The organism is Undibacterium sp. TJN19 (genome assembly GCF_049339485.1).
Lineage (GTDB): Bacteria > Pseudomonadota > Gammaproteobacteria > Burkholderiales > Burkholderiaceae_D > Undibacterium.
Genome location: NZ_JBMPPL010000001.1, coordinates 1,510,449 through 1,524,048 on the forward strand (window position 1 = coordinate 1,510,449; position 13,600 = coordinate 1,524,048).

The window sequence follows — 13,600 nt, forward strand, 5'->3', positions numbered from 1 at the left end:
AGATGACGGCAAAAGGGCAAGTCTGAATGCCCTAGCCTTTCCAGCTTCTTTGCAAACCGGTATCTGTATGTATCCAGCCGCCTTGCGCGGTCTGGCGATAATAGAAACCCACCCCGCCACCACGGAAGCTGCGTATCAGTTCACCCAGAATTTCTTCATGCAGTTGCGGTATCCGTATGTCGGCCGCCTTACCTTCCATATGCAGTGACTTGCGGGCGGCCGGCACACCCTCTTCTATCAGGCGTTTATTCGACGCTTCGGTGCGGTAGCCTGACAAGATTTCGAGCGGGCGCGTCATGCCAAAGCGGGCCACATAGGCTTGCGTAGCCCACAGGGTTTCCAGCAATTTGGGATCTATCGCTGCAGTTTGCTTGCCATTCACGTCACGCAAGATATGGCATAGCTGCTGGTAGGCGGATTCGACGACTTCACCATCTTTCCAGTACAACAGCTTGCTGCGCTCTCCCGTTACCGGGCGTATCAGATCGAGTGTTCTGGGTTTGACCCAAAACTCAATATCCAGGGCCTGTGAATCAAACAGATCTGGCGGCGGTGCCGGCTGCCCGGATTGTTCACCGGTGCTGGCAAAACTTGCCGCCTGCACCAGGCGGCTCTGACTGAACAGGCCTGCGGCAGTAAGCAACAAACCTTTCTTGATAAGCTGGCGGCGCATAGTCATCATGAATATTTACAACAATAAGTAACAACGCAAAGTGTACATCCGAATGCACTTTTAACTCAATTGTGACGCTTCATCAGTAAAATTTGCATTTGATGACACAGAAAATGCAGTCTGTCCTGAAGTGCAATGAAATCCTGTAAAAATGGTACTACACTAGGCACCTGTCAATTCACTATCACGCCCTATCATGATCAAATCACTTGGATATCTTGTATTTGCCACCGTTTTGCTCGGTGGCTGTGACATTAGCGTCAATGGCGATGCAATTAAAGGCAGCGGCAAAATCACGACTGAAAAACGTAGCGTGACGGAATTTGACGCCATAGAAAATTCCAGCTTCTTTGATGTCATCGTTACCAATGGCACTGAGACAGCAGTCGTGTTAAGTGGTGACGATAATCTGGTACCCGAGATAGAGACGGTAGTGGAAAACAAGGTGCTGGTAATACGCAGCAAACGTAAGTCTTACAGTTTTACCTGGAGTAATCAGCCTGGTACGGTCAGAATCACCACTGCCAATCTGAACAAGATCAGCAATAGCGGTAGCGGTGATATGGATGTGCGCGACCTCAAGGGTGACAAACTGGTCGTGAATGTGAATGGGCCTGGCGATGTCAAGGTGAGCGGCAAAGTCGCTGCATTGAAGCTATTTGCCAGCGGCAGTGGCGATCTTGATATGCAGCAATTGCAAATTGGCCAGGCTGAACTGGAAATGCGTGGACCAGGTGAAGCCCACTTGAATACGGTAAGCCAATCGCTGGATGTCACCATGAGTGGCAGTGGTGACCTGGAAGTAGATGATTTGCAGAACGTCACCGTCAAATTAGTCCAGCAAGGGCCTGGGGATGTCAAGCTGAGCGGTGCCATCAAGGCTTTGCAAGTCGAAGCTTCAGGTTCTGGTGATATCGATATCCACGGCATCAAGGCTGACCAGTCCAGCATACGATCAAGTGGGCCAGGTGAAATACAGTTGTCTGGTGAAGTCGGGCAATTAACAGTCACCGTCAGCGGGTCAGGCGATCTGGATGCAGAAAATTTACAGATTCAGGATGTGCAAATTGTTAATAACGGTCCTTCCAATCTGGCATTTCGCACTATCCGTGGTGCCATCAAGGCGGAGCTTTCCGGTTCAGGTGATCTCGATGCAGAATTGCAGTCTGACGCCGCGCTGGAGTTAAGCATGCAAGGCCCCGGACAAACCAATCTGAAAGGCAAGGCCAGGAGCCTGAACGCCAGGTTGAGCGGCAGCGGCGACTTGCGTGCCAGTGAATTGCTGCTCGATAGCGCCAGCATCAAGGTCACAGGCCCCGGTGAAGCCGAAGTCAATGTCAAAAAAGCCGGTGGTTCCCGTATCGTCAAAATAGACCGTAACGGCGTGGCGGATTAATAGGCTTGTTTAACACTCTTGCCTAACGCCCTTATCTACGCTGTAAAAATCCAGCCCGTCACTTCACCGTGTGGCTGGATTTTTTTTACGCGGAGCATGCCGTACCAGGCTGCTCTCTTACCAAAACAGCACACCGTCTCTGAACCGAGACGAATACACAATATTTAAATTGTATTGCGACAGTCTGAGGATGGAGATTCTGCCAGGCAGATCAAAGTACGCTAAGATAAAGTGGGTTTAATCCATCATAGAATAATAATGCCAAGATACCTGCGCCTACTTGCCTGCATCCTGTTTTGTTGTGGATGCTGGTCAGGTGTAGCTGCAGCGGCCGATCAGGGTGGCAATGTCGTTTTATTAATGAGTGAAGAGCTTGATGGCAAAGGTGCTGTGCTGCCTATTCCAACCGAGACACAAGAGTTTTTCCATTATCTCGAACGGCATACCAGACTGAAGTTTGAAGTTCGTCGTTACCCATGGAAACGGGCGGTAGAAAATGCAGCCAGTGGTGAAGGCCTGATCTTTGGCATGTCAAAAACCCAGGAACGGCTGCGTATCTTCAAGTTTTCCAGATCAATTTTTTCTGACTTGTCGATGCTGGTCACACGTTGCGATGCCAAATTTACATTTAATTCCCTGAATGATCTGAAAGGCAAGACCATAGGTATTGTACGTGGTACCAGCTATGGTGAAGAATTTGACCGGCTCAGTAATGTCTTGTTCAAAGTGGAAGACGATACCAATAACAATTCGGGCCGTTTCAGAAAACTGTATCTACGTCGCATGGATGCATTTTTATTGTATAACCCGGTTATCAGCACAACCCGGCTGGAAAACTTCATCAACAAACAATATGCAGGGGAATTTAGCGGTAATAGTGCAGACAAACTGTTTTGCATATTGCCTAAACCGGTCGCTGCGGTCGATATCCACATCGCCATCCGTCCTGATCTGGACCACGGCGTCATGGAAAAAATTGACCAAGCCATCCTGCAAGCACAAAGAGACGGTGAACTGGCGCGTATCTATTCCCAGGAAAACCGCTTCAAACCCTAGCTGTTTTCTGGTAACGGCTTACCTGGCACCGCGATAATGATGGTTTAACACCAGCCTGCTGCTGGCGATCAGGCTGTTCAAACCTAACAGCAACTGTATCAATACATGCCCTGGCAAACCCCATACCTGGCCACGCGGTGGCGCTACCCGCGTGACGGCAGTCAGCACCGGGGTCACCCAGGCGGCTTCTTCAGTCATGTCCAGCATGACATCTCCGTCACCATTCGTGTGCAGATATAACTCACCGCCATGCAGCAGGGTAAGGCAGATACCCTGCCCCGTTGCAGGCTTACTGCCCAATACCTGCTGTAATTCCCTGTGCTGCAAATCCATCCAGGCTTCTACATCCTGTGCTGTTTCCAGGGATATCCATGGATGATCCTGCAAACCCGGGGCTTCTGCATCAGCCGGTTCTTCGTTAAAAATTGCCATGTTTTTCTAATTCTTGACTGCTTGACTGATTGCAGTCCTTGATAGGGATCGCCGGCCTGTCTGTTGAGAAAGAACGTGCTTACTTGATCTGTTTGACTTCCAGACCCTGTTTTTCCATCAATTCAATAATGCTGTTGGCACCGGAAAGATGGCCGGCCCCAACGACGATAAATAATTTCTTGCCACCTTCGAGCATGCCGGTAATCTTTTGTGTCATACCGACGTTACGATCATCGAGCAATAATTTCATCAGTTTTTGTGAGCCTGTATCTTTATTGGCGGCATCTTGCAAAATTTTTGCCAGTGCTTCTGCATCACCAGACTTCCAGGCTGCGATCATGCCTGCGGTCTGGGTCAGGGTTTCACCGCTTTTCAAACCATCCAGCGTCTGGGCCAGCATGGCATCAGCATCTTCGTCATTCAAACCGCCCAGTACGCCCGCCTGAAACACCGTGCTTTCGAGTTCAACGACGTCTTTTTTATCGGTCTTTGCACGCTGTATGTAGTGCACATCGACGCCTTTGGAAGGGTCGTAGCCCTGCTGCTTGAAAATACCGATACTGAGGGCCGTCGCAACGATGGCTGGTTTCAGGTTTTGAAACTGGCTGGCGGCAGGGCCTACCATGGCTTGCAGGCTTTCCCAGGTTTTTTTGCTGATATGGTTTTCCAGCTTGTCAGGCGCCGCATAGGTAAAGAGAGGAAAAGCCTCTTTAGCCGATTTGGCGTCAGTCGCGTCAACTTCGACTACCAGCGTATCTGCCTTTTTATAGGCATTTTCTACTGTCTCAGGCAGGGGGTAAAAGCTGGCCTTGGCAAGATGGATGGAACCGAACAAATAAGCGGTGTTGCTCGCCGATTTAACTTCCCATAATATCCCTTTGGCAGTTTCTTCTGTCGCGGTCTGCGCATGGACAACCGAAAAACCAAACAATAAACCCAGGGCACCAAGATATTTGGCAGCCGGGTGTAAAAACGAGATTCTGAAATTCATTGTCATTATTTCCGTTAATTAATTTTCCCGGCGGACAAGCCAGAGCGGCACAGGATAACAGAAACTGTATACAGGGCGTCAATACAGTGTCGCACGCTGGCGCGCAGGCAACTCGCTATCGTATTTTTCACCATCGATGGCGGCATTGCTTAAAGCAGCCAAAATGGCGCCCGCACTGGGTAGAGATGCCGGGCGTTCTGCGTTGCCGGCCTGCCACAGATGGGAACGCAGTATCGCTCTGGCACATTGAAAATAAACGCTATCAACCTGGATGCGCAGCACGCATTTTGGTGCCTTGCCATCTATTTTCATTTTATCGAGCAGGACAGGGTCTATGCAAATGCTGGCGCGGCCATTCACACGCAGGGTTTCACCAACGCCGGGGATTAAAAACAATAAAGCAACACGCGGATCATGCAAAATGTTCTGCAAGCTATCAACGCGATTATTGCCGCGCCTTTCTGGCAACAACAGGGTGTGCGCATCTTGTACCACCACAAAACCAGCCGGGTCCCCACGCGGTGAAGCATCCAGGCCATCTACGCCAGCGGTGGCCAGTATGGCGAAGGGCGACGCCTCTATCATGGCGCGATAATGTGGATGCAGGTAACTGACTTCTTTTTTTATTGAAGCTTCCCCAACCTCACCAAACAGGCTGAGTAATTGTTCTGGCGTGGTGATCAGATGTTGCTCGGGCAGTATTTCCATATGATGTTCTCAAATTTTTCCAAGAGCAGGAGCCAGACGCCATTCTTCTTTTGCCTGCATCAGTGCGCGCTCTATAAAACCTTCTCTATGCAATTTTTGTAATTGCCGGTTAAAAGCGGGTAAATGCATGGTACAGGGGCTATTGGCTACAAAACCAAACAGATTGGCAGTTTCTATTATAAATGGTGTCAGCGGGACGATCTTGTCTCCCATATTCACAGACGCCAGATAGGCCGAACCCGGATAGTAACCGGTGATGACGTAATCAAAACGATTCCCCATCAGCATTTTAAAACTGGTTTCCAGATTGTCTGCTTCATTGATGTTAAGACGACTGTCCATGAAGTCATCAAATGGATTGCCGAAGCGATTACCCCTTGAGATACCGCCCCTGTAGCCAATCAGGTCTTCCCATTTTACATAATGGGAAACGTTGCCTTTTCTGACAAAGGCGGCAACGGGATTGAGCAGAACCAGATCACTAAACAGTAGAAAATTCCGGCGCTCTGGTGTCGTTTTCAAAGTCGCGATCAGATCTATGCTGCCGTTCTGGGCGGCACTCAGGACGCGCTTCCAGGGTCCCAGATAACGCAGCTCATAAGGCAAACCCAGGTCATTGAGAATACGGGTGAGAATAATGATGCTGGCACCGTGAAAATTTCTGCCATCGTGCCAGTGCAAAGGTGGATAAGCGGGATCCGCCGACACGATAATGCGCTCACAGGCGCGCGCAGCCAGCACATCAGATGGCAATAATGTGCATAAAATGAAAAATAGCAGGGCAAACCGGCAGCGCATAAATCACTTTCGCAAAATGATGCGATCAGATTTAAATCAACTCAAAAGCTTATGCAATGAACAATATTAACATTTTTATCTTTTTATGGCAGAAATCTCACGAATCAGAAAATAGGCTCTGACATTCCCTGAAGAATTATTCTTTGGGTTTGCTCAGCAAAGCTTTCAGGCCAGCAAGGCGCTCTTTTGGTGTCATGACTTCTGCCTCTGTCGGCAGGGCAGTACCTTCGTCGAGTTTCATTTCCTTGATGAAGCGCGAGACATCACAATGCACGGGAGCACCTGCGCGTTTGCGCTTTTTGCACCAGGTAATGTGCAGGCTGCGCTGGGCACGTGTAATGCCCACATACATGAGACGGCGCTCTTCTTCTATACGGGCGGCCATGGTTTCTACCGGGGCATCGGGGTCGCCTTTATGCGGCAAGATGCCCTCCTCCACACCGACCAGGAACACATGCGGATATTCCAGCCCCTTGGATGCATGCAGGGTTGACATGCGCACGGCATCGGGTTCTTCGTCCTTCCCTTCCATCATGGTCATCAGGGCTACCATCTGGGTCAGATCCAGCAGGCTGCGGTGATCGTCCGTACCATCCTTGCCGCCACTGCCCTTGGTCTTTAACCACTGGGTGAAATCAAGCACGTTTTGCCATTTGTTTTGGGCGGCACGGTCATCAAAGTTATCATACAGATAGCCTTCGTAATTGATTTCCTTCATCAGGTCATCCAGCAATTCGGTCGCATGTCCTTCCCTGTGCGCGTGTGCTTCTACCTGATTGATGAAATTACAGAAATCACGCAAAGGGCGTAACTGCCTATCCGTCAGCTTGGCTTCTATGCCCCCTTTGAAAACGGCTTCAAACAGGGAACATTGCCACTGCCCCGCAAATGCACCCAGCACCTCCAGAGTCGCCTGGCCCACACCGCGCTTGGGTGTGGTGATGGCGCGGATGAAGGCGGGGTCATCTTCTTCATTGGCGATCAGGCGCAGGTAAGCAATGATGTCCTTGATTTCTGCGCGGTCAAAAAAACTCTGGCCGCCAGAGATGGTGTAAGGGATACGTTCGCGTCGCAGCGCCTGCTCGATCACGCGCGCCTGGTGGTTGCCACGATACAGGATCGCATAATCGGAATACTTGGCCTGGCGCTCAAAGCGGTGGGCAGAGATCATGATGGCGACTTGTTCAGCCTCTTGCTCATCATCCTGCATGCCCAGCACTTTTACCGGATCACCCAGGCCATGCTCAGACCATAATGATTTTTCAAACAGCTTGGGATTATTGCCAATGACCGCATTGGCTGCCTGCAGGATGCGCGTGCTGGAACGGTAATTCTGTTCAAGCTTGATGATTTCCAGGTTAGGAAAATCCACCTGCAAGGTTTTCAGGTTTTCTATGGTGGCGCCGCGCCAGGCATAAATTGCCTGGTCGTCATCACCCACGGCAGTAAACATCGGCTTCTTGCCGGCGCCGGTCACCAGCAATTTGACCAGTTCATACTGGCAGGTATTGGTGTCCTGATATTCGTCGACAAGCAGATAACGCAGGCGACGCTGCCATTTGTCGCGCACTTGTTCATTGCTGCGAAACAGTTCGACTGGCAAGCGTATCAGATCATCAAAATCCACCGCCTGGTAGGCGGACAAGGTAGCGACGTAACTGCGGTAGACCCTGGCGGCAATCGCCTCGTCTTCATCCTGGGCCTGTTGCAACGCAATTTCGGGATCCACCAGGCCGTTCTTCCACAAGGACATGGCTGTCTGTATGCGACGTATCAACTGCTTGTCGGTGGTGATGGCCAGATCCTGCACCAGCGAAAAACAGTCATCGCTGTCCATGATGGAAAAACGGTCTTTCAGGCCCAGGGCCTGGGCTTCCTGGCGTAGTATTTTTACCCCCAGCGAATGGAAGGTCGATACCGTCAATTGCTTGGCCTGGCGTGGTTCTGCCAGCAGTTTGCTGATGCGCTCCTGCATTTCCAGCGCTGCCTTGTTGGTAAAAGTCAGCGCGGCGATGTGTTTTGGTTCATACCCATGCAACTCAATCAGATTAACGATTTTTTGGGTAATCACCCGCGTCTTACCCGATCCGGCACCAGCCAGGACCAAGCAGGGGCCTTCCATGTAATTAACAGCATTGCGTTGGGGGGTATTCAGACCGTGGGACATAAGTGAGGTAAGGCACATCCAGAAAAACTTTCAGGTGCTATTGTATATGCTCCGCCACGCGGACAGGCAGACAAGTGCAGGTAAATGCGTTCAATGCCTGCTTGCAAAAAACAGCGTGCCTGCAAATTTTTGTGGAATGAGTGATAATTAATAAATATTCAACAAGTTAAATGTTTAACAAATGTTGAATAGTGGTTTTGATGCCTAAAAAGATAGAGTTAAAGGCTAGACAATCGCATAATCCACCGCTATTCTCTAATCAGGAGGATGCAATTATGAAAGATTTACGATCTGCTCGTATCCTGCTTGTCGATGACGAACCAAGAAATATCAAGCTGCTGCAAGCCCTTTTGCATGCAGAAGGATATGCGACACTTTCAGCCGCGAATGGCCGCGATGCCCTGGTGATAGCAGTCACAGCCCTGCCCGATTTGATATTGCTCGATATCATGATGCCGGATATGGACGGTTATGAAACGGTGGCCAAACTCAAGGCAAATGCCTTGACCCAGCCCATTCCAGTCATCATGCTGACGGCACTGGATGATCGCGCCGCCAAACTACAGGCACTGGAAGCCGGCGCGGAAGAATTCATCACCAAACCGATAGACCGTGCCGACCTGAGCGTACGCGTGCGTAACCTGTTGCGCCTGAAAGAATATGGCGATTTTCTGGTCAATCATAATCATATACTGGAAGATCAGGTTGCCGAACGTACCTGCCAGCTTGAAGAAGCCTATCGCGACACCGTATTTACCCTGGTGAGAGCCGCCGAGCATAAGGATGAAGAAACCGGCCACCATGTACGCCGCATCAGTTATTACTGTCAGACCCTGGCACAGGCCATGAATTTGCCACTCGAATTTCACGATACCATTTTTCAGGCCAGCCCCATGCATGATGTGGGTAAGATAGGCATACCAGATCACATCCTGCTAAAACCCGGCAGTTTTAATGGTGAGGAATGGAATATCATGCGCACCCATTGCGCACTGGGTGCCAGCATTTTATCCAACGGTACTTCGCCTTATACAAAAATGGGTGCAGAGATTGCCCTGAACCATCATGAGCGCTGGGACGGCACTGGTTACCCGAATGGGCTCAAGGGTGAAGCCATTCCCATCGCTGCAAGGGTCATGCAGATCTGCGATGTCTATGATGCACTGCGCAGCCGCCGCCCGTACAAGGCACCGCTGGATCATAAACGCAGCATGAACATCATTTTGCAAGGCGATGACCGCACACAGCCCGGGCATTTCGATCCAGAGGTGCTGGCCTGTTTCGCCGAACAGGCAGGGCACTTGGCTGCCATATATGATCAACATGGTGATGCCTGATGACGAATCATGTCCAGACTGCGTCTCACCCCGGCGTTTTGTTGATCGAGCACAACAAGGCCAGGTTACAAGCCTTATCTGAGCATTTACAGCATTTGCCCTACCCGGTATTTGGCGCAACTGACAGCAATGAAGCCAGAATACTTTTCAGCACCCACCCGATAGCCATCATCATCTGCCAGGCGGACAAACCAGAATGGTTGAGTTTTTTAAATGGTATACGCAAAGATCATACTGATGTGAGCCTGCTGATGCTGACTGCGGACAAAACCGATGCGCCTGACGTGCAGAGGGAAGCACAGCCATTCAAGCTTATGACGACATCACCGAATGGTGAAGAACTGCTCGACAATATCAGGCTGGCTGTCGAAGAATATAAGCATAAGCAGGAACGTGAACATCTGGCCAAAGAATACAAAGGCATACTCTCGAATGCAGAGCGCTCCCATGCCTTTCGCGTGCTCGATGCCTTGATGCACTCCATACACAACGACATGACTGCCGAGGCAATACACCATCTGCCTGTCGGTGCGGTGCTGCTCAGGAACGAGACAGTCAGTGCGATCAATGCGCCAGCCCACAGATTTTTAGGTGAATTGAAGCAGGATCTGCAACTATCTTGCGAGGACGAGGGTACACTACCATCCATATTGCAGGATGCGCTTGCCGCACCGCGCCGCCAGCGCATGCAACGGCGGCTTTCTGCCAAACACCGCCTGGACTACTTTGTTCTTGAACTAAGTGCGGGCACCCTGATCGCTTTCGCACCTGAACCACATCTGGGAAGACCGCCAGAGTATTAATCAGACAGACAGGATCTGCCTGTTTTCAGCGCAGAACTATACAGGACAGCGCAACGGATCAGTCAACGGGAAAATGTGTCATGAAAAAAATCAGCACAGAATTCAGGTTAATGTCTGGCCTTGCGCTTGGCCTGGCCTTGTTGTTACTAGCGGGCTGGCAGTTATACCGGTCACTTCAGGATTATCGAGAAAACTCGTATTGGGTAACTCACACCTATGAGGTGCTCGATGCACTGGATGAAGTCAAATCCGGCATACTTGATCTCGAAAACGCCCAGAGAACCTATTTCATTACCAACGACAGCATCTTCAATACGCAGCGCGCGCCAAAAACTGCTGCGGTCAATGCAGCACTGCAAAAAATCATTGAACTGACCAAGGACAATCCCCGTCAGCAATTCAAAAGCAAGGTGTTGGCAGAGCGACTGGGAGAACGCCTGAACACTCTGGACAAGTCAGTGATTACATACGAACAAGGTGGTTACGAAGCCATACGTCAGCGTTTGATTGAGGGTACGCCGCGCTTGGTGATGCAGGCCCTGCTCAGGCATATCGCGGATATGGATCAGGAAGAGCGCATCTTGCTGAAACAGCGCACAGCGCAGGTAGAACAAAACTCTCTGGAGGCACGCACTACAGGTGTCGTGCTGTTGATACTTACCCTGGTAGGCGGCCTATTGTTATGGTGGCAGGTCAGGCGCGATGTCAGGCAACGTGCATTGGCCGAAGCTGCGGTGCGGGAAAGCGAATCCCTGCTCAAGCAGGTGCTGGATATTTTGCCAATTGGCGTCTTCATCAGTGACCGCGTCGGTATGCTGACTAAAATTAATCCCGGTGCCAAGAAGATATGGGGCGCCTCGCCCCATGTTGGCATCGACCAATATGCAGAATATGTAGGCTGGTGGCCAGGCACCGACAAACGCATCAGTTCTGAAGAATGGGCCATGGCCCGCACTTTAAGGACTGGTGAAACCATTCTCAATGAACTGGCAGATATACGTTGTTTTGATGGCGTTAGAAAAACCATTTCAAACAGCACTGCCCCTTTGCGTGATGATGATGGCGTCGTCATCGGTGGCCTTTCAGTGAATGTAGATGTGACCGAATTCACCCGCACCGAGCGCCAGTTGCGCATAGCCGCACGGTATGACGATACCCAGGTACAGGCACAAAACCTGTTCGCTGCCACCTTTGAGCGTCACAAGATATTTGATGGTTTGCTCGATCTGCTGGCTGAACGCCATGGCTTTGCCGTATCTGCACTTTATGGCTTTGACGAATGGAATGCGCGTTTTCATTGCGAAGCCGCGCATGGTCTGGGCCGCGAAGTGCCGCGTGAATTTGGCCTGGGTGAAGGCTTGCTGGGGCAAGCTGCCTTAAGTGGCAAAAGCACTTTGCTGGAAGTCGGCAACCTGAGTTTGCAAGCGGGTCTGATCGACTTTGTGCCGGCGCAGGTACTCATGATACCGGTCATGTATCAAGATCGCCGTCTGGCGGTACTCGTAATGGCAGCAATCATGCCGTTGGTCGATGGTGAACAGGCATTTCTGGAAAGACTGGCTATGCAACTGGGTGTCGCCTTGCACAACCTGGGGCAGTATAGTGACCTGAAAGTGCTGGCCAATCAGTTACGTGCCAGCAGCGAAGAAATCGCCGCGAAAAACCTGCAACTGGAACAGGCCAGTCGCATGAAATCCGAATTTCTGGCAAATATGTCGCATGAATTGCGCACGCCATTAAATGCGATCGTCGGTTTTTCCGAAATACTGAAAGATGGCCTGATGGGGGAATTAAGCGAGCAGCAAAAAGACGGCATCACCGACATTCATCATAGCGGTAAGCATTTGCTGGCGCTGATCAACGACATCCTTGATCTGTCCAAGATAGAAGCCGGAAAAATGAGTATCAACCTGGATGCGGTAGCCGTCACACCACTGATACAAGCCAGCTTGCAAGTGGTACGCGAACAAGCCATGTTGCAAGGTCTGCATCTGCAAACCGATGTGCCAGAGAACCTCGGAGAAGTTTGGCTGGATGAAGTCAAGGTTAAACAAATCCTGTATAACCTGCTGTCAAATGCAGTCAAATTCACCCCTGAAGGCGGCACCGTGCATATCAGTGCACGCAAGATTGAAAGTGCGGTTATTTCAGATGGAGGTGTTGCCTATCTTCTGGAAATCAAGGTGCGCGACAGCGGTATAGGCATCTCTGAAGAAGACCAGCTGCGTCTGTTCAAGCCATTCACCCAAATTGACAGCACCCTGGCACGCCGCCATCAGGGTACAGGCCTTGGGCTGGCGATGGTAAAACGCATCGCTGAACTGCATGGTGGTGGTGTCACGCTGCATAGCGTAACGGGCAAAGGCTCTACTTTCACTGTTTACCTGCCATGGCGTACCCAAGATCAGACATTACCGGACACCTTGTCCAAACCACTCATGCCAGAAAGCCTGGAGCGCGATATAGCAGATATCAAACTTGCGCATGGCCAGTTACTGGCACTGGTCATAGAAGACGATGATCAGGCTGCTGAAGTATTACGCCTGCAACTGGAAAGTGAAGGTTTTCGCATGGCACGCGCCAGCAATGCTGAAGCGGCGCTGGCAATGGCTGAACGCGAATGCCCCGACCTGATCACGCTTGACATCTTGCTGCCCGGTATGGATGGCTGGGAATTTCTGGAGCGCTTCAAACAGCATCCGGTTTTTGCCTCTGTGCCTGTCGTCATCATTTCCATCGCCGCCGACCGTGGCCGTGGCATGTCACTGGGAGCTGCCCGCGTAATGCAAAAACCGGTTTCCAGGGAAGATCTGACCGCAGTCCTGTCCACGCTGGGGTTTAGTAACGACGCGGTCACTCAGCAAAGAACCGCGCTGGTGATTGATGACGACCCGAAAGCAATCAAACTGGTGACCGCCCAGCTTGATACCTTTGGTTACCGCACCCTGGCAGCACTGGGCGGCCAGGAAGGAATCGAAACGGCAAGGCAACGGCAACCAGATCTGATAGTATTGGATTTAATGATGCCGGAAATCAATGGTTTTGATGTCGTTGAAGCGCTGAAAAGCCATGCAAGCACGGCCAGCATTCCCGTCATCATATTGACGGCCAAACAAATCAATGCGGAAGACAAACTGCGCCTTAGTGGTGACGTTAAAAAGATTGTGGAAAAATCAGATTTCAATCATGGCCGTTTTATCGGCGAAGTCAGGCGTGCCATGACAGGCAGGGGCAAATAA

The 13,600-nt window shown here is 50.8% G+C and carries 11 protein-coding genes; 5 read left to right on the plus strand and 6 right to left on the minus strand.

Annotated features, from left to right (window positions below; all coding sequences use genetic code 11):
• Positions 1–31 precede the first annotated feature (31 nt).
• Positions 32–679: a YcbK family protein gene (locus ACO0LH_RS06835; protein WP_422940578.1), complete on the minus strand. Its 648-nt coding sequence runs from the start codon at positions 677–679 to the stop codon at positions 32–34.
• A gap of 190 nt (positions 680–869) precedes the next feature.
• Between ACO0LH_RS06835 and ACO0LH_RS06840 the strand changes: the two genes are divergently transcribed.
• Entirely contained in the window at positions 870–2,069 is a 1,200-nt protein-coding gene (locus tag ACO0LH_RS06840) for a GIN domain-containing protein (RefSeq protein WP_422940279.1), read from the plus strand.
• Between the two features lie 258 nt (positions 2,070–2,327).
• Positions 2,328–3,125 carry a substrate-binding periplasmic protein gene (locus ACO0LH_RS06845; RefSeq protein ID WP_422940280.1) on the plus strand — a complete coding sequence of 266 codons (798 nt, stop codon included), beginning with the start codon at positions 2,328–2,330 and terminating at the stop codon, positions 3,123–3,125.
• Between the two features lie 18 nt (positions 3,126–3,143).
• Here ACO0LH_RS06845 and ACO0LH_RS06850 read toward each other — a convergent pair whose 3' ends face one another.
• From ACO0LH_RS06850 to ACO0LH_RS06870, 5 genes are all read right to left on the minus strand, one after another.
• Positions 3,144–3,557 carry a hypothetical protein gene (locus ACO0LH_RS06850; protein ID WP_422940281.1) on the minus strand — a complete coding sequence of 138 codons (414 nt, stop codon included), beginning with the start codon at positions 3,555–3,557 and terminating at the stop codon, positions 3,144–3,146.
• Positions 3,558–3,636: 79 nt separating this feature from the next.
• Positions 3,637–4,548 (minus strand): TraB/GumN family protein, encoded by a 912-nt coding sequence (locus ACO0LH_RS06855; RefSeq protein WP_422940282.1) that lies wholly within the window; start codon positions 4,546–4,548, stop codon positions 3,637–3,639.
• A 78-nt stretch (positions 4,549–4,626) separates the two neighbouring features.
• Positions 4,627–5,256: a pyridoxamine 5'-phosphate oxidase family protein gene (locus ACO0LH_RS06860; protein WP_422940283.1), complete on the minus strand. Its 630-nt coding sequence runs from the start codon at positions 5,254–5,256 to the stop codon at positions 4,627–4,629.
• Between the two features lie 9 nt (positions 5,257–5,265).
• Positions 5,266–6,054 carry a substrate-binding periplasmic protein gene (locus ACO0LH_RS06865; protein WP_422940284.1) on the minus strand — a complete coding sequence of 263 codons (789 nt, stop codon included), beginning with the start codon at positions 6,052–6,054 and terminating at the stop codon, positions 5,266–5,268.
• Between the two features lie 136 nt (positions 6,055–6,190).
• On the minus strand, positions 6,191–8,221 hold the full coding sequence (locus ACO0LH_RS06870; protein ID WP_422940285.1) for a UvrD-helicase domain-containing protein: 2,031 nt from the start codon (positions 8,219–8,221) through the stop codon (positions 6,191–6,193).
• 275 nt (positions 8,222–8,496) lie between these two features.
• On the opposite strand from ACO0LH_RS06870, the gene ACO0LH_RS06875 reads away from it, so the two are divergent.
• The 3 genes from ACO0LH_RS06875 to ACO0LH_RS06885 all read left to right on the plus strand — a co-directional run bounded on the left by ACO0LH_RS06875 (position 8,497) and on the right by ACO0LH_RS06885 (position 13,600).
• On the plus strand, positions 8,497–9,558 hold the full coding sequence (locus ACO0LH_RS06875; protein WP_422940286.1) for a response regulator: 1,062 nt from the start codon (positions 8,497–8,499) through the stop codon (positions 9,556–9,558).
• Positions 9,558–10,361 carry a hypothetical protein gene (locus ACO0LH_RS06880; RefSeq protein ID WP_422940287.1) on the plus strand — a complete coding sequence of 268 codons (804 nt, stop codon included), beginning with the start codon at positions 9,558–9,560 and terminating at the stop codon, positions 10,359–10,361. The genes ACO0LH_RS06875 and ACO0LH_RS06880 overlap by 1 nt, the downstream gene beginning before the upstream one ends.
• A gap of 80 nt (positions 10,362–10,441) precedes the next feature.
• On the plus strand, positions 10,442–13,600 hold the full coding sequence (locus ACO0LH_RS06885) for a response regulator (RefSeq protein ID WP_422940288.1): 3,159 nt from the start codon (positions 10,442–10,444) through the stop codon (positions 13,598–13,600).